This window comes from Tamlana sp. I1 (genome assembly GCF_015355625.1).
Taxonomy (GTDB): domain Bacteria; phylum Bacteroidota; class Bacteroidia; order Flavobacteriales; family Flavobacteriaceae; genus Pseudotamlana.
Genome location: NZ_JACLAF010000012.1, coordinates 168,409 through 188,746 on the forward strand (window position 1 = coordinate 168,409; position 20,338 = coordinate 188,746).

The following is a 20,338-nucleotide window of genomic DNA, read 5'->3' on the forward strand; positions in this document are numbered from 1 at the left end:
GTTACTAGAAGTTTAAGGTTAAGTATGTCGATTCGCTTCTTATGTAACACCACATAACATAATCGAATACTTATACAAGAATGAGCACATTCCAAGATTTAGGTCTTAATAACGACCTATTACAAGCAATTACAGATTTAGGATTTATTAAACCTAGTGAAGTTCAACAAAAAGCCATCCCTATTTTATTAGAATCGGAAACCGATTTGGTAGCACTAGCCCAAACGGGAACAGGGAAAACCGCTGCTTTTGGATTTCCAATGTTAGAAAAAATAGACATTGATAGCCGAACCACTCAAGGTTTAATTTTATCGCCAACCAGAGAACTTTGTTTGCAAATTGCCAACGAAATGAAAGCCTACGGTAAATACTGTAAAGGCCTTAATGTAGTTGCCGTTTACGGTGGATCTAGTATTACAGATCAGGCCCGCGATATAAAACGTGGCGCACAAATTATTGTGGCTACTCCAGGGCGTATGAAAGATATGATTAGCCGAAGAATGGTTGACATTTCTAAAATTCAATACGCAGTTTTAGATGAAGCCGATGAAATGTTAAACATGGGTTTCAAAGAAGATATCACCGATATTTTATCGCATACCCCAGAAGATAAAAACACCTGGTTGTTTTCGGCAACCATGCCTCGTGAAGTAGCAACTATTGCTAAAAAATTCATGCACAACCCACAAGAAATTACGGTTGGAAACAAAAATGAAAGCACCACTAACGTTTCTCACGAATACTATTTAGTAAACGCTAGAGACCGTTACCAAGCTTTAAAACGTTTATCGGATGCGAATCCAGATATCTTTTCTGTGATTTTCTGTAGAACAAAACGCGATACCCAAAAAGTAGCCGAACAACTTATTGAAGACGGTTATAGCGCAGGTGCTTTACACGGTGATTTAAGTCAGAACCAACGTGATTTAGTCATGAAATCGTTTAGAAATCAACAAATACAAATGCTTGTAGCTACCGATGTAGCTGCTCGCGGTATTGATGTTGATGATATTACACACGTTATAAATTACCAATTACCAGACGAAGCTGAAACCTACACACACCGTTCGGGAAGAACAGGACGTGCCGGAAAAACAGGGATCTCTATGGTGATAGTTTCAAAAAGTGAAGTGCGTAAAATAAAAAGCATCGAACGTATTATAAAAAGAGATTTTGTTAAAAAGGAAATTCCTGATGGAGCTTCTATTTGCGAAGTACAATTAATGTCGCTTGCAAACAAAATTCATAATACAGAGATAAATCACGAAATAGATAAGCATTTATCGAGCATAAACGAATTGTTTGCCGATACTGATAAAGATGAATTGATTAAAAAATTCTTCTCTGTTGAATTTACACGTTTCTTCAATTACTATAACAAATCTAAAAACCTAAATATTGCTGAAGGTTCTTATGATAGAGATGGTGGTCGTGAAGGCGGAAGAGACTTTGGAGGAAAATCTTCAGATTCTACACGTTATTTCATTAATGTAGGTTCTAAAGATGGTTTCGATTGGATGAAATTGAAAGATTTCTTAAAAGAACAATTAGAACTTGGTAGAGACGATGTATTTAAAGTAGAAGTAAAAGAAAGTTTTTCATTCTTTAATACCGAAAATGATGCTAAAGAAAAAGTATTAGCATTCTTTACAGACTTTAAACACGAAGGTCGCTTTGTAAATGTTGAAGTTTCTGAAAACCGCGGTGGCGGCGGAAGACGTAACGACAGACGTGGCGGCGGCGGAAAACGCAGTGGCGGAAGACGCGATGATAAAAAAGGAGGTTTTGGAAACAGAAGTGACAGACGTCGTAGTGAAGGGTCGTCATCAAAACCAAGACGTTCAGATTCTGGAGGTGACTCTGGAGGCGGAAACTTTTCAAGACCAAGACGTTCAAGAAGATAATATATAAAACAAAAACCTCGACTCTGTATCGGGGTTTTTGTTTCAATTTGATTTTTTTATACTGTTAATTTGTGGAATCGTTTAATTATTTAATCCGAAAACACAATTAAACAATCATAACTGTAAATTGTTAATTTTTAGTCAAAATAAAAACAATAAATGTTTTGCAAGCATTTGTTTATTACTTTTATCAACTTAATAATGGTAACTTATAATATGAAACGCTATCTCATCTTAATAACAATTCTATTTATTTCTGCTGTGGGTTTCGCACAAGAAGCAGATAGAGTTTTGGGTGTGGTTATAAATGCTTCAACCGATAAACCTTTAGAAAGTGTAAATATTGTTAACCTAAATCAAGTAATTGGAACCACCACGAATAGCAAGGGTGAGTTTGAAATTTCAGCAAAAGTGAATGATACACTTCACTTTTCATTTTTAGGCTTTAAATCCATTAAAGTTAGAGTGACAAACGACTGGTTAAAATTTGGAAGTGCAGATATTGAACTTACCGAATTAGCATTCGCCCTAGAGGAAGTTGTGGTGAATCAATTAACACTTACCGGCTATTTAGAACTTGACATTAAACAAGTTCCTTCCATAAACAACAATTACAGATACAGTATTTCAGGATTAGAAGGCACAGGTTACGAGGCTAGTAAGGACAGCGGTATAAACCGTGTTTTAGGCTCTATTTTTAACCCTGCAGACTTCTTACACCGTATGTTTGGAAAAAAACCAAACGAGCTTAAAAAGCTTAAAAAAATGAAGCAAGACGACGAAATTAGAAACTTACTAGCGTCGCGTTTTGATAGAGAAATGTTAACCGCTTTATTACAAGTGGATCGCGTTGATTTAGATGAAATTGTGAGCCAATGCAACTACTCCGAAGGTTTTATAAAAACAGCAAACGACTTACAAATTCTTGATGCCATTAGCGAATGTTATGAAGAATACAAGCTACTAAGCAGAGGCAGAAGTCGTAAGATTTGATTAATGTAATGTTTATTCGTTAAATCGTTTAACTGTTTAATCGGGTGAGATACTCCGAGTCTGTTTAGGTTTTAGTCCTATAACTACAGCTAAAATCTAGTCACTACCTGATATACTAACTTTGAAGCTCTGAAACTCTGTAACTTTCTAACTTTCTAACTCTATAACTTTGTAACTCTGCCACTCTGCCACTTTAAAACTCTAAAACCCCACAGTTCCACATATAAACAGCCCCAGCCCTCTACTTTTCAGCATAAAACCGACTGACAATATCATCGTAGCTTTTAAGTGTTTTTTTACACCAATCTAAGCGTTTTTCATTTATTTCATTTTCAGACAATTGCCAATCTATGTCGCTGTGTTTAAGTTTTGTAGTGACATGCTGTAGAATAATGGCAGCCGACACCGAAATGTTTAAACTTTCAGTAAAACCAACCATAGGAATTTTTAAAAAACTATCGGCTTCATTTAAAACCTCTTCCGATAAGCCTTCTGTTTCTCTTCCGAAGAAAAAACACGATTTTTTAGTTATGTCAAAATCATAAAGTTCACCATCGTTTGCATGTGGTGTGGTTGCTACAATTTGATAGCCCTTTTGTTTTAAATCTGACAGACATGATTTCACGTCTTGATAACGGTTTAAATCCACCCATTTTTGGGCACCCATAGCAATTTCTCGGTCTATGGTTTTGGTGTTTCGTTCTTCAACAATATTCACTTCCTGAACACCAAAAACATCACAACTACGTATTACCGCACTGGTGTTATGTAATTGATACACATCCTCAGTAGCTACCGTAAAATGCTTGGTACGCTGTGCTAAAACGGTATCGAAACGCTGTTTTCTGCTTTCGGTTAGGTAAGATTCTAAATGTTCTAGGAGTTCTAAATCAATCATATTTTACTAAAAGTTCGAAAGTACTAAAAATGTACGATTCTTAAGTTTGTAGGTGGTTTAAATGTTGAAATTTTCGGGCGTGTAAAACAATAAGTTAAGGATTTACTATATTAGTTTATTATACTGATTTTAAAATTGGATTTATAAAGTATTTAGTCACGTTTAAATGAAATACAAAATAAAAATACCAAAACCTTGTAACGAAAAATGGAATGAAATGTCCCGAACCGAAAAAGGGGCGTTCTGTTCAAATTGTAAAAAAGAGGTTATTGATTTTACGAATATGTCCAATTATCAACTCGCTAAATTTTTGGAAAACACTCAAAATTTATGCGGAAAATTTAAAAATGACCAATTAGATATTAATATTTCGACAATAGAAAACAATAAATACCAAAAAGCAGGACTTCTTTTAGGAGTGTTATCCTCTCTATCTATAGTAACCCCAACATTTGCTCAGAACAAATCCAATGAGACTATAAAATCTGAGCAATATCAAATAAGTAAAATGCCAATTAGTAATAATAATAAAACAACAGATTCCACCCTTATTCATGGCACTGTTTTTTATGAGGAAATTGGCTTACCTGGAGTAAATGTTATTTTGAAAGGCAAAAGTTATGGCGTACAAACTGATTTCGATGGTAATTTCACTCTTGAAATAGCTAAAAATGAATTAAATCAGCACGCTATTCTAGTATTTAATAATCTTGGTTTTGAAACACAAGAAATTAAAATCACTTCAGAAATAAAATTTTTAAAGATAAAAATGATAGAAGATGAAATTTTAATGGGAGAAGTCATTGTTATTAAAAATCAAAACATCTTTAGAAAATTCGGGAATTTATTTAGAAAAAAAGAGAACAACCATTAACCCACAATTCAAAACAAAATGTTAAACCATTTTTTTATTTCTAACCGATTGGTTAGTTTTGTAGCATAATTAGAAATAGTGGCACGGAAAAAAGAATATATTGAAGAAGAAGTCATTGAAAAAGCCATGCACTTATTCTGGCGCAATGGTTATGAAACGACTTCTATGCAAATGCTTGAAAAAGAAATGGGCATTAATAAATTCTCTATTTATTCTAGTTTTGGCAGTAAACACGGCTTATTTATAGAAAGCTTAAAATGCTACAAAACCAAAGTGGATGCCATTTTTACTAAATTTAAAAAAGCTACCAATGGTGTTGAAGCCATCAAACAGTTTTTTTACGATTCGGTAGCCATCGGTTTTGAAAACCCTAACGAAAAAGGGTGTTTAGTAACCAATACGTACCACGAGTTTTCAGATAAAGAAGATGCTTTAGTAAAAGACAAGATGAATGATTTTATGGACGACCTTAAAACCTTATTCATTGAAAAATTAAAAATGGATCCTAGTAAAGATGAAGATTCCATCCTTAAACAAGCTAATTTTTTATTATTAGCAAAACATGGTTTAGCAGTAGCCTCTAAAGTTAATAGTAAAACAGAAATAAACGATTATATAGAAATGACCTTTAAAAACTTATAATCCTTTTTTTTACCCCATAACTAAACGATTGTTTAGTTATAAATCAAATTTAAAACAATTAAAAAAGAAAAATTATGACCACATTAAAAATTCACGACATAGATTCAGCACCCGAAAAAAGTAAAGCATTATTAGAGCAATCTGTAAAAGCAAACGGTATGCTACCAGGTTTACATGGTGTATTGGCTAGCGCTCCAGAATTATTTGAAGCCTACCAAACCTTACATAAACTGTTTTCTGAATCGTCTTTTAACAATGAAGAATTAACGGTAGTTTGGCAAACCATTAATGTAGAACACGAATGCCATTATTGTGTGCCAGCACATACAGGCATTGCAAAAATGATGAAAGTTGATGATGCTATTACAGAGGCCTTACGTAACGAAACCCCTCTAGAAAACCCTAAACTAGAAGCGTTACGCAATTTAACTTTAAGCATCGTGCGTAATCGTGGTCATGTAACTCAAGCAGAATTAGATGCCTTTTACGCGGCTGGCTATGGCGAAAGACAGGTTTTAGAAATCATTTTAGGTTTATCTCAAAAAGTAATAAGTAATTACACCAATCATATAGCAAACACACCAGTAGATGCCCCATTTCAAAAATTTGCTTGGAAAAAATAATTAAGATGTAATATCCTAAGATTACATATTAATAGCAGTAAGCCTTCCGTTAATTCGGAAGGTTTATTTAAAATTCAATAAAATGAAAGAAAAATTAAAAATAGATATCGTTTCGGATGTGGTTTGTCCATGGTGTACCATTGGTTACAAGCGTTTGGAAAAAGCCATAAACGAGCTTGGTATTCAAGACCGAGTAAACATTGAATGGCAACCTTTTGAGTTGAATCCGAATATGCCTGCTGAAGGCCAAAATGTACAAGAACATATTGCCGAAAAATATGGTGCAACTTTAGAACAGCAAAAGGAATCGCAACAACAAATGACAGAGGCTGGAGCCGAACTAGGCTTTACCTTTGATTATTTTGATAACATGCGTATGGTAAACACTTTTGAAGCTCATGTACTTTTAGATTATGCTAAGAAATTCGGCAAACAAACCGAATTAAAAATGCGTTTAACTAAAGCCTTTTTTAGCGAACGTAAAGATGTTTCAAAAAAAGAAGTTTTAAAAGAAGCCTTGCTTGATGTTGGTTTAAACGCCAATGAAGCCCTAGAACAATTAAACAATGAAGAAGCACGTAAGGCTATAAAAACCACGGAAGCCTTTTGGCAAAGTGCAGGCGTAAGATCGGTGCCAACTGTAGTTTTTAACCGTAAAAGTGCTGTTACCGGCGCGCAACCCATAGATGTTTTTAAGCAGGTACTTACTGAAATGTTAGAACTATAAGAAAGATACCTTGTGTTTTTTAAAGTAAAAACAAAATTGATGAATTCTTGGCCCTACAAGAATCATAAATAATGGTTATTTTTACCTGTTCTAGATTTTGAAGAAATTTATATTAGAATAAGGTTCTCGATACAATGCTCCTAAGGTCGCATCACTCGAACTGACATTCAACCATACAAACTTTTCAAAATTTGGAACAGTTTATTTTTATTTTATGAAACACATCGTTGTACTTACAGGAGCAGGCATGAGTGCCGAAAGTGGCATTAACACCTTTAGAGATGCCGATGGATTATGGGAAGGCCATGATGTTATGGAAGTTGCCACACCCGAAGGTTTTGCTGCGAACCCTGAATTGGTTTTAGACTTTTACAATCAGCGACGCAAACAATTGTTTGAGGTTGAACCCAACCAAGCGCATTTTGATTTAGCTGAGTTAGAGAAAGACTTCAAAGTAAGTATTATTACGCAAAATGTAGACGATTTACACGAACGAGCTGGCAGCAGCAACGTGATTCATTTACATGGTGAGTTACGAAAAGTAAAAAGTACTTTTGATGAAAACGATATCATCCCTTGGGAGAACGATATTCTCTTAGGCGATCTTTGCAAAAAAGGCCATCAATTGCGTCCGCATATCGTGTGGTTTGGAGAAGCCGTTCCCATGATGGACAAAGCCATTGACATTTGTGAAACTGCCGATATTTTAATGATTATTGGTACGTCCATGCAAGTTTATCCTGCTGCAGGACTAAAAGATTATGTTCCCGAAAACACACCAACCTATTTTATAGACCCCAAGCCGAATATCAGCAGTAGAAAAAACCTTATTGTTATGGCTGAAACTGCAACCGTAGGCGTTAAAAAAGTAATGGCAATATTGAAAAGTTAAACCTTGTTTTTTGCCTCAATCCACTTACTCATAAACTTGGTGCTTTGCATGGTATGATGTTGTAACATTTGCCCAGTGAAGTTATTTAAACGTTTTTCTTGAAGATTTAAAAACGTATCGTCCAATTGTTTTAAAAACTTTTTCTGAAAATCAACTTTACTAAACCGCTGGTTTATAATTGGAAATCCGTTTGACTGTTTTTCAACCCAAAGTTCTTCATTTTCATAGAGCTGAACAGCTTTATCTACAAACGCTTGAGCATCATCGACTATAAAACCGTTGGCTTCAAAATCACGAAACATGCCTTCCGCAGCAATGCTAGACATCACACAAGGTGTACCGTTTTGCATAGCATCAATGAGTTTTCCTTTTAAGCCTGCACCAAAACGTAAAGGCGCCAAACACACTTTGGCTTTTTGCATGACCTCATGAACATCTTCAGCAAAACCCTTTATGAAAAAGCCCTGTTTTTCGTTATGCAATTGGGTCACTTTTTGAGAAGCATAAGCCCCGTAAATATGTAATTCGGCTTTTGGTAATGCTTTTCGAATTAAAGGCCAAATCGTTTCCTTTAAATACAAAACCCCGTTGTAATTAGGTTCATGTAAAAAGTTACCTATGGTTATAAAATGGTCTCGATTTTCAAATTTTGGAAGTTTTTTTATCGCTTCCGCGGAAATAGTCTCTAATAAAAACGGCAGATAAACTAAGAGTGCCCCATCGACCTTAAACTGATTTCTCAGAATATCCATCTCCACTTCCGAAATCATTAAACTCAAATCGCACCTGTAAATACTGGCAATTTCGCGTTTTGCCACATCATTAAATAAATAGGACGTATCAAAAGCCTGTTTATCCTTAAAAGCCTGTTGCCTACCCTTTCTTAAGCAATGTAAATCTTCAGTATCTAAAATTTTTATAGCATTCGGACAATTTTCAGACACACGCCATCCAAATTGTTCTTCCATCATAAAGCGATCGAATAAGACCACATCAGGATTTAAATTGGCTATAAATTCATTAAAACTTGAATTATTAAGTGCTATTGCGACTTGTGAAACGCCGATGCTATCTAAATTAAACGCGTTATCACTTTTAGCGCAAGGACTCGAAAAAGTGATGCTATAATCAGCTTCTTGAAACGCCTCAATAAGTTGCATCATCCTACTACCAGCCGCAGAACTTTTAGGCTCTGGCCATACGAATCCGATGATGAGTAGTTGGTTGGACATTGCCAAGTTAGAGGTTAGAGGTTAGAGGTTAGAGGTTAGAGGTTAGAGGTTAGAGGTTAGAGGTTAGAGGTTAGAGGTTAGAGGTTAGAGGTTAGAGGTTAGAGGTTAGAGGTTAGAGGTTAGAAAAGTGACCAATAAAAATTAAACAGCATATGAACAATGAAAAAAGTAATAATTATCTATGAACAACAATATCCCCTATAGGCAACGCTTTCAACTTTTCATTATTCACTATTAACTATTGATTATTGATTATTGATTATTGATTATTGATTATTGATTATTGATTATTGATTAAAAATTTGGCAAACACAATATAAATACCAAACAAAAGGTGAAGAAAGAAACAACAACTTACTAACAAAAAATGTCGTTATCCTATAAAAAGAAACACTGTTCACTTTTCATTATTAACTTTTCATTGTTAATTGTCAATTGTACATTGTACATTGTACATTGTTAATTATTACTCCGCTTTCGGCTCTAAACCATATTTAACACGTACCACTTTAGCCCAATTAATTACAGATGCTATTTGAGCGTCGGTTAATTTGGCTTCAGAATGTGTCCATGTGTACGATGGTAAAGGCATTTCTTTTTCTTCAACCATTTCAATAAGTTCTTCAAATTTATGGTCTTTTCGTTTTGTTGAATTATCTACCCAATCTGAAAAATTAAAATGTTTTTTTCCGTCCTTAACATGACTTGCTAACCAATAATTTACAGGCGTAATAGTATTGTACCATGGGTAACGCGTCACATCACTATGGCAATCGTAACAAGTTTCTTCCAAAATACGTTTTACATCTTCTGGCGGATTGGTTTCCGCTAAAAAAGCATCAATAGATTTTAAATCGCCTTCATTTTTTTCTGGTCCGAAAAACTGAGCAATTACAAATAAAACTAACAATGCGATAATCACTTTTTTTAATCCCTTCATTTTAATTAATTTTAAAAAATAAAAATAAGAAAACCATTTGACTACCGCACAACTTTACGAAGAATTAAATTACGTAAACCACTCTAGAGAGAAACGCGAGTACTATGCACAGTTAGTTTTGGCAAACCCCGAACTGGTGCCTAAACTCATAGAAATTCTTTTTATGGTAAACGATAAAATATCGCCACGAGCTGCTTGGGTTTTAGAGTTTATGTGTAGTGAAAACACTGCGCCCCTATTACCTTATTTGGATGAATTTACAGCACAAATTAACAAAGTGCATTTAGATTCTGCCGTACGCCCAGTAGCCAAAATTTGTGAAATTCTTGCGACACATTATACTGCAAAAGAAGATAATTCCGTGAAAACGGCATTAACCCAAATTCACAAAGAACGTATTATCGAAACCTGTTTTGATTATATGATTAACGACGAAAAAGTAGCCGCCAAAGCCTATGGCATGACCACACTTTTCATGCTAGGAAAAGACTACGATTGGGTTCACCCAGAACTAAAAATCATTTTAAATCGAGATTTTCATGTGCAGAGTGCTGCTTTTAGAGCGCGAGCCCGTCATATTTTGAAAAAGATGAAAAGACAGTAATTAACAGTTTTCAATGTATAATTAACAATGTACAATTAATAGTGGACTATTGTTTGTTGTTAGTTAAACCTACTCGAAACCAAACTAATAAACAACCAGGCAGTTAAAAAGCTATAATATTAAACTAAACACAGATCAACAGTTATAGGGTTATAAGGTTAAAAAGTTATAGCTGTTTCAAAACAACAATTAGAAAATACTTTTAACTGTTAATTATTCATTATCAACTTTTCATTGCTAATTACTAATTGTCAATTGCACATTGTTAATTGTTAATTGTTAATTGTTAATTGAATCTTTCTATTTTTAAAACAACAAACAAAAACTTAAGCTTTTCATCTTCTGTCTTCGCGTTAAAAAACCTATATTTGCAACTTCTTAAAATCAAAAATTTATGTCACTATCAGCATTAAATGCCATCTCTCCAATTGACGGACGTTATAGAAGTAAAGTAAGCGAATTAGCGCCTTATTTTTCTGAAGAAGCCTTAATAAAATATCGTGTTTTAGTAGAAATTGAATACTTTATTGCGCTTTGCGAAATTCCGTTACCTCAACTAGAATCGGTTGACAAAACTATTTTTGATAGTTTACGAGCGATTTACAAAGATTTTTCTTCGGAAGATGCCCTTGCCATAAAGAAAATTGAAAGTGTTACCAACCACGATGTTAAAGCTGTTGAATATTTTATTAAAGAAAAATTTGACGCCTTAGGATTATCTGAATACAAAGAGTTTATTCACTTTGGTTTAACTTCTCAAGACATAAACAATACCGCTATTCCGTTAAGTATTAAGGAAGCTATAAACGATGTTTATATTCCAGAATACACTACGGTAGTAGATAAATTAAAAGAATTAGCTAAAGATTGGTCAGCCATTTCTATGCTTGCAAGAACGCATGGACAACCAGCATCTCCAACGCGTTTAGGAAAAGAAATTGAAGTTTTTGTAGTACGTTTAGAAGCACAATTTGAGGTTTTAAAAACGATACCTAACGCCGCTAAATTTGGTGGTGCTACAGGTAATTTTAACGCGCACCATGTGGCTTATCCAAATAATGACTGGAAAGCTTTTGGAAGCCATTTTGTTGAAGAAAAACTAGGTTTACACCACTCGTTTCCAACAACTCAAATTGAGCACTACGATTTTATGGCCGCCTTATTTGATGCCTTAAAACGTATTAATACGATTATTATTGATTTAAATAGAGATATCTGGACATACGTGTCTAATGATTATTTCAAACAAAAAATTAAAGCTGGAGAAGTAGGAAGCTCGGCGATGCCACATAAAGTAAACCCTATCGATTTTGAAAATTCTGAAGGTAACTTAGGTATAGCAAATGCCGTATTTGAGCACCTTTCAGCTAAATTACCAATCTCTAGATTACAACGTGATTTAACCGATAGCACCGTTTTACGTAATGTAGGTGTGCCTTTCGGACATACACTTATTGGTTTTAAATCGACCTTAAAAGGACTAAACAAATTACTTTTAAATGAAGGTAAATTTGCTGAAGATTTAGAAAATAACTGGGCCGTTGTTGCAGAAGCTATTCAAACGATTTTACGTCGTGAGGCTTATCCGAATCCATATGAAGCTTTAAAAGGATTAACAAGAACAAACTCCAAAATAAATCAAGAGTCCATTTCTAGTTTTATCGATACTTTAGAGGTGTCTAACACAATAAAAGAAGAATTAAAACGTATTACACCTAGTAACTATACAGGAATTTAAAAAAACATGTTGAGCGATAAACAATCTTTGATTCTTACTACATTAATGATTACTGGAATTTTTGTTTTCGGAATTCTAGATTTATTGGATAATTTTATTGTTTTAACTGTTCTTACAATTATTTTCTTTGCCATAGTTATCAATTTGTTTTATTTAAATATTAAAGCACGAGATAAAAATTTACAATAGAAAAAACACATTAAAATATATTTAAAAACGCTTGTTTAAAATTTTTAATCAGGCGTTTTTTTTATACATTTTCTCCAGAAAAACATCAATGAATTTTTATTATATAAATGAGGCTGTCTAAAAAGTATACCTGATGCAGTATTAAACTTGCTAAATTAGCTCTAATGGATTGATAATCAGAATTATTTTCAACAATCTCAACCTGACAAATCAAATTTTACATACTTTTTATACAGCTTCATTTTTTTAATAATAAGTATAGAACACATCGACAGATTTCTATTTAAACAAAAATAATATGACCAAGAAAACAGCTTTAATTATCATGTTTTTCATTCTCGGAATCGTTTTAATATTTCAACTATTAATTTTCACAGAACAAATTGCTTATGATAATATTTGGGCAGGAAAGCTTAATTCTGTTGAAGAAATGAAATCTTTTGTAACTATATCAATGGTATTTATTGCTTTTATATTGGTTATCCTGTTTGTTAAATACAAAAACTTAAAAGCGGGGAAAAGCAACAAGATTATCGAAATATTTATTTGGTTTTTTGTGCTGTTCTTCACATTAAACACCATAGGTAATCTATTTGCCCAAAACATAATTGAATTAATTCTTGGAACCTTTTTAACATTAACCTCGGCAATACTTTGCTTTATTATTGTTAAAAAATAAAATGTTTTCTTTAAAGTGAATTAAAAAAAGGCATTTTCTTTAATTATGTTTCAAAAAGGATTTCTATCTATTTAAAGAAGTTAGAAATATCATCTAACTGCGATTCATCAAAATTTGCGTTTTGAAGGGCTTCAACTAAAGTTATCATTTTTTGCGGACTCATATTATGTCCCAAAACACGAACAATTATAAAGCCTTTTTCTTTGGAGCTTCCATAAACAACAACTTCATCGGCAACCTCATCAGTACCTATATATTTCACCGAAACTTTATCGCCTTTGCTATTAAAATCTAATAAGTCATTATATTTTTCATCACTTAAAATAGCCTTTACTTTAGCGGTTTCTGTTTGATAAGTCTCTAAATTCTCATCACTGGTTTTAAAACCTAAAAAATTTAATTTCTCAACAGAATTATAGGCTTCTTTTTGCTTTTCAGTAAGTTGAGATTTATCAATTTTAACCATAGATAACGGAAAATCTTGAGAAATAAACCCTGGCGCTTCTTGATGGTCTACAAAATAACTCTGTAAAGTTTCGCTCTTACTACAGCTTACAAAAAAAGTGGCTGCAATGATTGTTAACACAAGATATGAGATGTTTTTTTTCATGATTGTTGATTTGTTTTTTCTGACTACACTATCTATTTCAATATTATATAATTTTCATTGAACTTTTATTGGCATCCTATTATAATTGACCATAAATGGTTTTGGGTGTGGAGACTGTCTAAAAAGTAAGTTAAATTTGATTTGTCAAGTTAAGTTTGTCGAAACCGATATAGATTAGCAATCAGTCAAAAATATTTCGACAAGCTCAATATGACATCTAGTAAACTTTTTAGACATTCTCGACGCAGAATTCTATCAATGAATACAGGTATTCATATTATTTTTTCTTCTCTAGGTGTTCTCCGCCAGGAATATTCATTTTATCGGTTAATTTAGAAATCTGATTTAAATCGATATCACCAGTTAAGGACACCACAACGGTTTCAATTTTTCGTAACTCACCATTAACTTCTACACCTTGATTTTTCATCATTTTATCCACGCCGTTCACAAAAATTAAAAGTTCCTTGACATGATCGACATCCTTGCCTTCTTTTACATAAAACTTCACATCGCTACCTTCGTCTTTCACTTCCATCAATTCTTCTAAAGCGCTAGAACGCGACGATACCCATTTTGAAATATCCGAAGCAATCGCTTTATTATCGGTTACAATAGTTTTAAAACTGGTAATGCTTTTTACCATATTCATATACGCTTCAGCTTCAGGATCGTCGACACTAATGCCCATTTTTGCAATCATTTGAAACATTTTTGGTTTAATGGAAACGTAGGTTACATCGGCATTATCACTATATTTTTCAAATATATCCTTTTGTGCCATTCCTATAAATGGTAATAAAAGCAGAGCCATTACCATAATTATTAATCTATTTTTCATGCGTTTTGTTTTTATATTATTTGAATTTTTCATGGGGCTTATTGTATTTGTTTTTTAAAAATAATGCTTGTTGCGTTTTCTAATTCTTCAAGGTATTTTAAGGTGGAGGCGCCTTTGTTCACTTCCTCAAGATACCCTACAGTTGCTGTGCCTTGGTTAAGTTTTTCTGAAATCATTTCCATAGATTTCGAAAACTCATTAAAGGCGATCTCCGGATCATTATAGGTTCCTAAATCGTTGGTTTTATTGGAGTTTTCAAAATAAAAACCTAACAATAAAACCACCACGGCGGCCACCGAAATCCAGGTGTAATTAAAACCTCGCTTTGGTTTTAAAGATACATTTTTTGTAAACACCTCATCTTGGTTTGCTGCAAAATACGCAAACATGGGTTTATACATTTCTAAATGTGGCGGCACATGCTCTTGGGCAAAAAACTGTTTTAAGGCTTGCTCCTCTTGCAGTGTCGTTTCGCCATTTTCGTATTTTTCTAGTAACTTTTCTATATTATTTAATACCATAATTATGTGTATTAGTCAATTTTTCTCTTATTGTTTTTCTTGCTCGCGATAAAGCCACTCGCACAGCAGTAGGGTTCATCTCCAACATTTTTGCAATCTCATCAAAATCATAAGCCTCAATATCTCGTAATTGAATAATTAAACGTTGCTGTTCTGGCAAAGTGCTTATTATTTTTTCAACCCAATTGATACTATCATTTAATTCAACCTGTTTTTGCAAAGTGGTTTGCTTGTCTTCATAATTACTATGAACGATTTTCAAGTTTTGGGCTTGTTTCGATTTCAACTTATCAAAACAATAATTTTTAGTCATCGTCATAGAAAATGCTTCAACATTTTTATACTCTTGAATTTTCGTTTTATTGTTCCACAATTTTAAAAGCACTTCTTGGGTGGCATCTTCGGCTTCTTCAGTAGAAACCAGCAAACGTTTTGCCAAACGAAATAATTTGTCTTTAAAAGGGGTTACAATATGCAAAAACTCTTTTTGAGTCATTTTGGCTTAATTAGGCTATTTGATATTACGACGAACAAGATTCTATTTTGTTACAAGAAAAATTTTAATGAATACCTAAAATAAAATTATATGCGTGCATTATTTTTTTATTATACAATAATCTCAGTAAATTTAGGGTTTATTTGACTACCACAGAAAATCTTGCTACACATGAAACACATCCACTTATTTAGACCGTTAAGCTTATTATTTTTCGTATTTTTTGTTACCATTGGTTGTTCTAAGTCCGATGCCCCAACTTTACCTATAGAAGAAGAAAAAGAAGAATCCGTTCCGGTAACCTTAAATAATGAAGTTAACGATTTTGTATGGTTAGGTTTAAATGAAATTTATTTGTGGCAAGACGACGTACCCAACCTTTCAGATAATAAATTTTCGAATACTGATGATTATTATAAATTCCTAAACACTTATGATACCCCTGAAAGTTTATTTGAAGATTTGCTTTACAAACGTGGTGATGTTGATAAATTTAGTTTTATTGTTGATGATTATAACGAACTAAACAATTCGTTTCAAGGTATTTCTAAAAGCAATGGCTTAGATTTTGGTTTAGTAAGATTAGGAAATTCAAATGATGTTTTTGGATATGTAACATACGTCGCAAATAATTCTGATGCAGCAACAAAAGACATAAAAAGAGGTGATTTTTTTATGACTGTTAACGACCAACAACTTACTGTTAACAATTACATTGATTTGTTGTTTGGTGCAAGTGATTCGTATACATTAGGCTTGGCAGACATTAACAATAACACCATTGCTCTTAATGGTAAAAAAGTAGCATTAACCAAAACTGAATTCACCGAAAACCCAATTCACAAAAGCAAAGTTATAGAAGCACAAGGCATAAAAATAGGCTACTTAATGTATAATAATTTTATAGCCAATTTTGATAACGACCTAAATAGCGCAATTGCCGATTTAAAAGCACAAGGCATTACCGAATTGGTTTTAGATTTGAGATACAATCCAGGAGGCCGTGTAAGTTCTGCTTTAGCATTATGCAGCATGATTACGGGACAATTTTACAACGAGATTTTAATAAAAGAACAATGGAACACTAAATACCAAAGTTATTTTGAACAGGAAGACCCTGAATTTCTTATCAACCGCTTCCCAAATCAACTTTTAGACAACACTCAAATTTCATCGCTTAACTTAAATAAAGTTTATGTTTTAACTACAACCGGGACCGCTTCTGCCAGCGAATTGGTTATAAATGGTCTAGCCCCTTATATCGATGTGGTTCAAATAGGAACAAACACCACAGGAAAATATACAGCTTCGGTAACGCTATACGATTCTGAAAATTTTGGACAAGATAATGCAAACCCAAATCACACCTATGCCATACAACCTTTGGTATACAAATCGGCGAATGTTAATGGGGTTTCAGATTATTTTGAAGGATTAACACCAGATTACCTGATTACTTATCAAACAGGCTCTGGTAGTACAGCAGAAGGTGAAAACCTTTTAAACTTAGGTGCTTTAGGTGATGAAAACGAGCCATTTTTAGCAAAAGCATTATCGCTAATTACAGGCACTACAACAAAAGTAAGTGAGGCTCAAAAAGCCATTAGAGGTTTAGATGTAGAGCCTTTAGCTGTGTCTAACGACTTTAAACCGCTAGGAAAACGCATGTACACTACACTTAAATCAAAAAAATAAACTTACTTATTAATGAATAGAATTAAAGTTTCCATCTTAATATTAGTCGCTTTTATATCGGTAGGTTGTTTTGAAGATTTAGATGATCAACCTATTACGATACCGCAAATAAATGATTTTGTTTGGAAAGGATTAAATCGTTTTTACTTATATAAAGATGACGTCCCCAATCTTGCTAATAATCGGTTTTCAAGCAGCAGTGAATATGAAGACTATTTAGAAAACTTTTCCACGCCTGAAGCATTGTTTGAAAGCCTGATTTACAAAAGAACAACCGTTGACCGATTTAGCTGGATAGTCGATAATTATTTTGAATTGGATGCTTTTTTTAGTGGTATTAGCATGAGCAATGGCATGGAGTTTCAAATTTATAGGTTTCCAGCTTCTCCCGAAACTGTTTTTGGCGTAGTTACCTATGTTTTGCCTAATACAAGTGCTGAAACAAATGGTGTAAAACGTGGTGATATTTTTTATGGTGTAGACGGAACGTCATTAACAACCAGCAATGTATCGCAGCTTTTAAGCACAAATAATTACACCATAAACCTTGGAACTTACAATGATAATAATACGGCAGACACCAATGATGATTCCATCACTCCTACTACCGAAAGCATAGCATTAACCAAAGTACAATACACCGAAAACCCAATCTATATTAATAACGTATTAAACGTTAATTCTAAAAAAATCGGTTATTTAATGTACAATGGTTTTACAGGAACCGATGCATTTAATAACGAATTAAATAATGTATTTGGCAGTTTTAAAAGTGCAGGAATTAATGAGTTGGTATTAGATTTACGCTACAACTCTGGAGGTTCTGTAAATACCGCTATTCTTTTATCAAGCATGATAACAGGCCAATTTAAAGGCAAGGTTTTTAGCACCGAACAATGGAATTCTGAATTTCAAGCAGCTTTTGAAAACGACGACCCCGAGCAACTCATCAATCGGTTTGTAGACACCAATAAAGGCACGCCTTTAAACAGTTTACAATTACAAAAAGTATATGTTTTAACCACAAAACGCAGTGCTTCGGCAAGCGAATTGGTTATTAATTCGCTTCAACCTTACATTCAAGTGGTTCAAATTGGCACGACTACCGCAGGAAAATATCAAGCCTCAACCACCTTATACGATTCTCCAAATTTTAGACGTCAGGGTGCCAACCCAAGGCATACTTACGCCATGCAACCTTTAATTTTTAAATCGCTTAACGTAGATGGCAAAACCGATTATTTTAATGGCCTTGCCCCTACAACCGAACTCGCCGAACAAGTTAATAATTTAGGGGTTTTAGGCGATGTAAACGAACCGCTTTTAGCTGCAGCAATTTCAGATATTTCAGGGACGGCTAAAAAGGCAACTTCAAAACCTTTCGCATTAGAAATATTAAAAAGCAGTGAAGATTTTGATGCTTTTGAAACCGGCATGTACATTGATAAAAATCTACCTTCAAACTTAATAAATACAAATCGATTTGAATAAACATAAAACCTACTTCAATTGGAGTTCTGGAAAAGATTCCGCTTTAGCGTTACACCATTTGTTACAAGATGAAAATTACACGGTTGATGCTTTAATAACCACAGTAAACAGTCATTTTAACCGCGTGTCTATGCACGGCCTTAGAAAAGAATTATTACAAGCCCAAACCGATGCCATAAATATTCCGGCACGCCTTATAGAATTGCCCGAAATGCCAAGCATGGAAGTCTATGAAAACAAAATGTTAGACATGGTTACCTGCTTAAAAAACGAAGGGTTTACACACAGTGCTTTTGGCGATATTTTTTTAGAAGACTTACGTGTTTACAGAGAAAACCAATTGGCTAAACAAGGTTTTAAAGCTGTTTTTCCTATTTGGAAACGCGATACTAAAGACCTTCTAAATGAGTTTTTAGATCTAGGTTTTAAAACCATAATTGTGTGCGCAAATTCTAAATATTTTGGGGAAGACTTTGTGGGAACTGTTATCGATAAAGATTTTATTGCCAACCTACCGGAAGGCGTAGATCCATGCGGTGAAAATGGCGAGTTTCACACCTTTTGTTTTGATGGTCCCATCTTTAAAAAACCCATTCCTTTTACCATTGGCGAAAAAGTATATCGCGAATATAACAGACCAAAATCTGATGAAGACGATGATTCGGTTTGTAAAAGTGATTCTGAAAAATACGGCGTTTGGTATTGTGATTTAATACCATAAAAAAAGCACCTTGTCAGTTCGAGTGATGCGACCTTAGGAGCATTGTATCGAGAACTTTTTAGGCGCATTCAGAATTTAGCTTAATTACATAATAATCAAATATAAAAACCAAGAATTGATTAAATATCAGTCTTGGTTTTTTGTTTTTTTATTAAAATCTTGATGCATTAGAGTTTTTAGGTGCTAATTGAACATAGGTATCCTGTGAAGTTTTTAAAACAACTAAAATCTAGGCAGCTTTTTGAACTTGGCTATTTTGTTTTCGTCTACCTATTTCCAGAGCATTAGCGGTATGTATTCCGAAGAATATCCAGAGGGTTTCGGTGGCTTTTGTTTTAGCTTTTATGCGTTTGAGATGGTAATATTCCTTTTCCTTTCCAAAACTCCCTTCTAATCTGGTTGCCCGTTCCTTGGTAATTGCAGCCTTAAGTTGGTTCTCCTGCTTATAGTTTTTAGGAAGCTTCCCTTTACGCTGTTCTCCTGCTTATAGTTTTTAGGAAGCTTACCTTTACGCTTGAAGTCCGTTTTGATATTGTTTTTAGTCACAAAATTCCTGTTCTTATTTGTGGCATATATAGCATCTGCACCTACTATTTTTACTTTTCTTTTTGTTAGTGATTGTGCTTTGTAAACAGAACTCTTTAGTCGTGTGCCCTCATTAAAAGCGTTAAAACTTAAATGTTCTATAAAATTTATACCATCTATTTGTAGTTTGTTAACCTTGGCTCCAAATTCAACAGGCTTAACTTCTTTTCCTCGTACGATTGGTCTGAGATAATCCTTATCAATACTCACAATTCTATCTTTAGGAGATATTCCTGTTTCAAAATACGCTTGTTGCTGGGTATAAACTGTTTTTAATACCGCCACACGACGGTAATAGTTTGTTGTAAAACGAACCTTATAAACATCTCGAAGTTCTTGTTCGAATTTTATAAACTTATCAAGTAAGTGAAGTAATGATCTTGTGAGTGGTTTTCGTTTTTTGTTTGTTTTTCGACGCATTTTACTAAATCCTGTATAGCGTT

Annotated in this window: 21 protein-coding genes; 13 read left to right on the forward strand and 8 right to left on the reverse strand. The window is 33.7% G+C overall.

Going from position 1 to position 20,338, the window contains the following annotated elements:
* Positions 1 to 80 precede the first annotated feature (80 nt).
* Positions 81 to 1,904 carry a DEAD/DEAH box helicase gene (locus tag H6X70_RS12655; RefSeq protein ID WP_194768056.1) on the forward strand — a complete coding sequence of 608 codons (1,824 nt, stop codon included), beginning with the start codon at positions 81 to 83 and terminating at the stop codon, positions 1,902 to 1,904.
* 216 nt (positions 1,905 to 2,120) lie between these two features.
* The gene (locus H6X70_RS12660) at positions 2,121 to 2,897 is read left to right on the forward strand and encodes a carboxypeptidase-like regulatory domain-containing protein (RefSeq protein WP_194768057.1); all 777 of its coding nucleotides are present in this window, start codon (positions 2,121 to 2,123) and stop codon (positions 2,895 to 2,897) included.
* Positions 2,898 to 3,138: 241 nt separating this feature from the next.
* Here H6X70_RS12660 and H6X70_RS12665 read toward each other — a convergent pair whose 3' ends face one another.
* A complete protein-coding gene (locus H6X70_RS12665; protein ID WP_194768058.1) occupies positions 3,139 to 3,795 on the reverse strand; it encodes a TrmH family RNA methyltransferase in 657 nt (218 codons plus the stop codon).
* A 166-nt stretch (positions 3,796 to 3,961) separates the two neighbouring features.
* On the opposite strand from H6X70_RS12665, the gene H6X70_RS12670 reads away from it, so the two are divergent.
* The 5 genes from H6X70_RS12670 to H6X70_RS12690 all read left to right on the forward strand — a co-directional run bounded on the left by H6X70_RS12670 (position 3,962) and on the right by H6X70_RS12690 (position 7,553).
* Positions 3,962 to 4,669 carry a carboxypeptidase-like regulatory domain-containing protein gene (locus H6X70_RS12670; protein WP_194768059.1) on the forward strand — a complete coding sequence of 236 codons (708 nt, stop codon included), beginning with the start codon at positions 3,962 to 3,964 and terminating at the stop codon, positions 4,667 to 4,669.
* A 78-nt stretch (positions 4,670 to 4,747) separates the two neighbouring features.
* Positions 4,748 to 5,311 (forward strand): TetR/AcrR family transcriptional regulator, encoded by a 564-nt coding sequence (locus H6X70_RS12675; RefSeq protein ID WP_194768060.1) that lies wholly within the window; start codon positions 4,748 to 4,750, stop codon positions 5,309 to 5,311.
* Between the two features lie 74 nt (positions 5,312 to 5,385).
* Positions 5,386 to 5,934, forward strand: coding sequence for a carboxymuconolactone decarboxylase family protein (locus tag H6X70_RS12680; RefSeq protein ID WP_194768061.1), 549 nt, complete (start codon positions 5,386 to 5,388; stop codon positions 5,932 to 5,934).
* Between the two features lie 82 nt (positions 5,935 to 6,016).
* Entirely contained in the window at positions 6,017 to 6,661 is a 645-nt protein-coding gene (locus H6X70_RS12685) for a DsbA family oxidoreductase (protein WP_194768062.1), read from the forward strand.
* Positions 6,662 to 6,875: 214 nt separating this feature from the next.
* Positions 6,876 to 7,553 carry an SIR2 family NAD-dependent protein deacylase gene (locus H6X70_RS12690; protein ID WP_194768063.1) on the forward strand — a complete coding sequence of 226 codons (678 nt, stop codon included), beginning with the start codon at positions 6,876 to 6,878 and terminating at the stop codon, positions 7,551 to 7,553.
* Here the strand turns inward: H6X70_RS12690 and H6X70_RS12695 are convergent.
* Together H6X70_RS12695 and H6X70_RS12700 are read right to left on the reverse strand one after the other, a co-directional pair.
* The gene (locus H6X70_RS12695; RefSeq protein ID WP_194768064.1) at positions 7,550 to 8,785 is read right to left on the reverse strand and encodes a glycosyltransferase; all 1,236 of its coding nucleotides are present in this window, start codon (positions 8,783 to 8,785) and stop codon (positions 7,550 to 7,552) included. The two genes, H6X70_RS12690 and H6X70_RS12695, sit on opposite strands and share 4 nt — an antisense overlap.
* A gap of 466 nt (positions 8,786 to 9,251) precedes the next feature.
* Positions 9,252 to 9,725 carry a heme-binding domain-containing protein gene (locus tag H6X70_RS12700; RefSeq protein WP_194768065.1) on the reverse strand — a complete coding sequence of 158 codons (474 nt, stop codon included), beginning with the start codon at positions 9,723 to 9,725 and terminating at the stop codon, positions 9,252 to 9,254.
* Between the two features lie 37 nt (positions 9,726 to 9,762).
* Here H6X70_RS12700 and H6X70_RS12705 point away from each other — a divergent pair, with 37 nt between their 5' ends.
* The 3 genes from H6X70_RS12705 (at position 9,763) to H6X70_RS12715 (ending at position 12,935) form a co-directional block, all read left to right on the forward strand.
* The gene (locus tag H6X70_RS12705; protein WP_194768066.1) at positions 9,763 to 10,329 is read left to right on the forward strand and encodes an adenylosuccinate lyase; all 567 of its coding nucleotides are present in this window, start codon (positions 9,763 to 9,765) and stop codon (positions 10,327 to 10,329) included.
* A 394-nt stretch (positions 10,330 to 10,723) separates the two neighbouring features.
* Positions 10,724 to 12,067 carry an adenylosuccinate lyase gene (gene purB, locus H6X70_RS12710; RefSeq protein ID WP_194768067.1) on the forward strand — a complete coding sequence of 448 codons (1,344 nt, stop codon included), beginning with the start codon at positions 10,724 to 10,726 and terminating at the stop codon, positions 12,065 to 12,067.
* A 487-nt stretch (positions 12,068 to 12,554) separates the two neighbouring features.
* Positions 12,555 to 12,935 (forward strand): hypothetical protein, encoded by a 381-nt coding sequence (locus H6X70_RS12715; RefSeq protein WP_194768068.1) that lies wholly within the window; start codon positions 12,555 to 12,557, stop codon positions 12,933 to 12,935.
* A gap of 67 nt (positions 12,936 to 13,002) precedes the next feature.
* Here H6X70_RS12715 and H6X70_RS12720 read toward each other — a convergent pair whose 3' ends face one another.
* From H6X70_RS12720 to H6X70_RS12735, 4 genes are all read right to left on the reverse strand, one after another.
* Positions 13,003 to 13,545: a DUF4252 domain-containing protein gene (locus H6X70_RS12720; protein WP_194768069.1), complete on the reverse strand. Its 543-nt coding sequence runs from the start codon at positions 13,543 to 13,545 to the stop codon at positions 13,003 to 13,005.
* A gap of 277 nt (positions 13,546 to 13,822) precedes the next feature.
* Positions 13,823 to 14,386, reverse strand: a complete 564-nt coding sequence (locus tag H6X70_RS12725) for a DUF4252 domain-containing protein (RefSeq protein ID WP_194768070.1) — start codon at positions 14,384 to 14,386, stop codon at positions 13,823 to 13,825.
* Positions 14,387 to 14,424: 38 nt separating this feature from the next.
* Positions 14,425 to 14,907, reverse strand: coding sequence for a hypothetical protein (locus tag H6X70_RS12730; RefSeq protein WP_194768071.1), 483 nt, complete (start codon positions 14,905 to 14,907; stop codon positions 14,425 to 14,427).
* Positions 14,894 to 15,403, reverse strand: a complete 510-nt coding sequence (locus H6X70_RS12735; protein ID WP_194768072.1) for an RNA polymerase sigma factor — start codon at positions 15,401 to 15,403, stop codon at positions 14,894 to 14,896. Before H6X70_RS12735 ends, H6X70_RS12730 begins: the two co-directional genes overlap by 14 nt.
* Before the next feature lie 171 nt (positions 15,404 to 15,574).
* Here H6X70_RS12735 and H6X70_RS12740 point away from each other — a divergent pair, with 171 nt between their 5' ends.
* Genes H6X70_RS12740 through H6X70_RS12750 form a run of 3 tightly spaced genes read left to right on the forward strand, consistent with a single transcriptional unit; the run spans position 15,575 to position 19,310 of the window.
* The gene (locus H6X70_RS12740) at positions 15,575 to 17,098 is read left to right on the forward strand and encodes a S41 family peptidase (RefSeq protein ID WP_194768073.1); all 1,524 of its coding nucleotides are present in this window, start codon (positions 15,575 to 15,577) and stop codon (positions 17,096 to 17,098) included.
* Positions 17,099 to 17,110: 12 nt separating this feature from the next.
* Entirely contained in the window at positions 17,111 to 18,589 is a 1,479-nt protein-coding gene (locus H6X70_RS12745; RefSeq protein ID WP_194768074.1) for a S41 family peptidase, read from the forward strand.
* Positions 18,582 to 19,310 carry an adenine nucleotide alpha hydrolase gene (locus H6X70_RS12750; RefSeq protein WP_194768075.1) on the forward strand — a complete coding sequence of 243 codons (729 nt, stop codon included), beginning with the start codon at positions 18,582 to 18,584 and terminating at the stop codon, positions 19,308 to 19,310. Before H6X70_RS12745 ends, H6X70_RS12750 begins: the two co-directional genes overlap by 8 nt.
* Before the next feature lie 390 nt (positions 19,311 to 19,700).
* Here H6X70_RS12750 and H6X70_RS12755 read toward each other — a convergent pair.
* Positions 19,701 to 20,338, reverse strand: a 638-nt coding sequence (locus H6X70_RS12755; RefSeq protein ID WP_228530359.1) for a hypothetical protein, incomplete at its 5' end; no start/stop codon positions are given.

Excerpts from the sequence above, each read along its gene's own strand:
- H6X70_RS12730 (WP_194768071.1), bottom strand. The coding sequence starts at position 14,907 with ATGGTATTAAATAATATAGAAAAGTTACTAGAAAAATACGAAAATGGC.
- H6X70_RS12660 (WP_194768057.1), top strand. The coding sequence starts at position 2,121 with ATGAAACGCTATCTCATCTTAATAACAATTCTATTTATTTCTGCTGTG.
- H6X70_RS12715 (WP_194768068.1), top strand. The coding sequence starts at position 12,555 with ATGACCAAGAAAACAGCTTTAATTATCATGTTTTTCATTCTCGGAATC.
- H6X70_RS12735 (WP_194768072.1), bottom strand. The coding sequence starts at position 15,403 with ATGACTCAAAAAGAGTTTTTGCATATTGTAACCCCTTTTAAAGACAAA.
- H6X70_RS12665 (WP_194768058.1), bottom strand. The coding sequence starts at position 3,795 with ATGATTGATTTAGAACTCCTAGAACATTTAGAATCTTACCTAACCGAA.
- H6X70_RS12695 (WP_194768064.1), bottom strand. The coding sequence starts at position 8,785 with ATGTCCAACCAACTACTCATCATCGGATTCGTATGGCCAGAGCCTAAA.
- H6X70_RS12740 (WP_194768073.1), top strand. The coding sequence starts at position 15,575 with ATGAAACACATCCACTTATTTAGACCGTTAAGCTTATTATTTTTCGTA.
- H6X70_RS12690 (WP_194768063.1), top strand. The coding sequence starts at position 6,876 with ATGAAACACATCGTTGTACTTACAGGAGCAGGCATGAGTGCCGAAAGT.
- H6X70_RS12725 (WP_194768070.1), bottom strand. The coding sequence starts at position 14,386 with ATGAAAAATAGATTAATAATTATGGTAATGGCTCTGCTTTTATTACCA.
- H6X70_RS12655 (WP_194768056.1), top strand. The coding sequence starts at position 81 with ATGAGCACATTCCAAGATTTAGGTCTTAATAACGACCTATTACAAGCA.
- H6X70_RS12685 (WP_194768062.1), top strand. The coding sequence starts at position 6,017 with ATGAAAGAAAAATTAAAAATAGATATCGTTTCGGATGTGGTTTGTCCA.
- H6X70_RS12720 (WP_194768069.1), bottom strand. The coding sequence starts at position 13,545 with ATGAAAAAAAACATCTCATATCTTGTGTTAACAATCATTGCAGCCACT.
- H6X70_RS12745 (WP_194768074.1), top strand. The coding sequence starts at position 17,111 with ATGAATAGAATTAAAGTTTCCATCTTAATATTAGTCGCTTTTATATCG.
- H6X70_RS12670 (WP_194768059.1), top strand. The coding sequence starts at position 3,962 with ATGAAATACAAAATAAAAATACCAAAACCTTGTAACGAAAAATGGAAT.
- H6X70_RS12700 (WP_194768065.1), bottom strand. The coding sequence starts at position 9,725 with ATGAAGGGATTAAAAAAAGTGATTATCGCATTGTTAGTTTTATTTGTA.
- H6X70_RS12680 (WP_194768061.1), top strand. The coding sequence starts at position 5,386 with ATGACCACATTAAAAATTCACGACATAGATTCAGCACCCGAAAAAAGT.
- purB (WP_194768067.1), top strand. The coding sequence starts at position 10,724 with ATGTCACTATCAGCATTAAATGCCATCTCTCCAATTGACGGACGTTAT.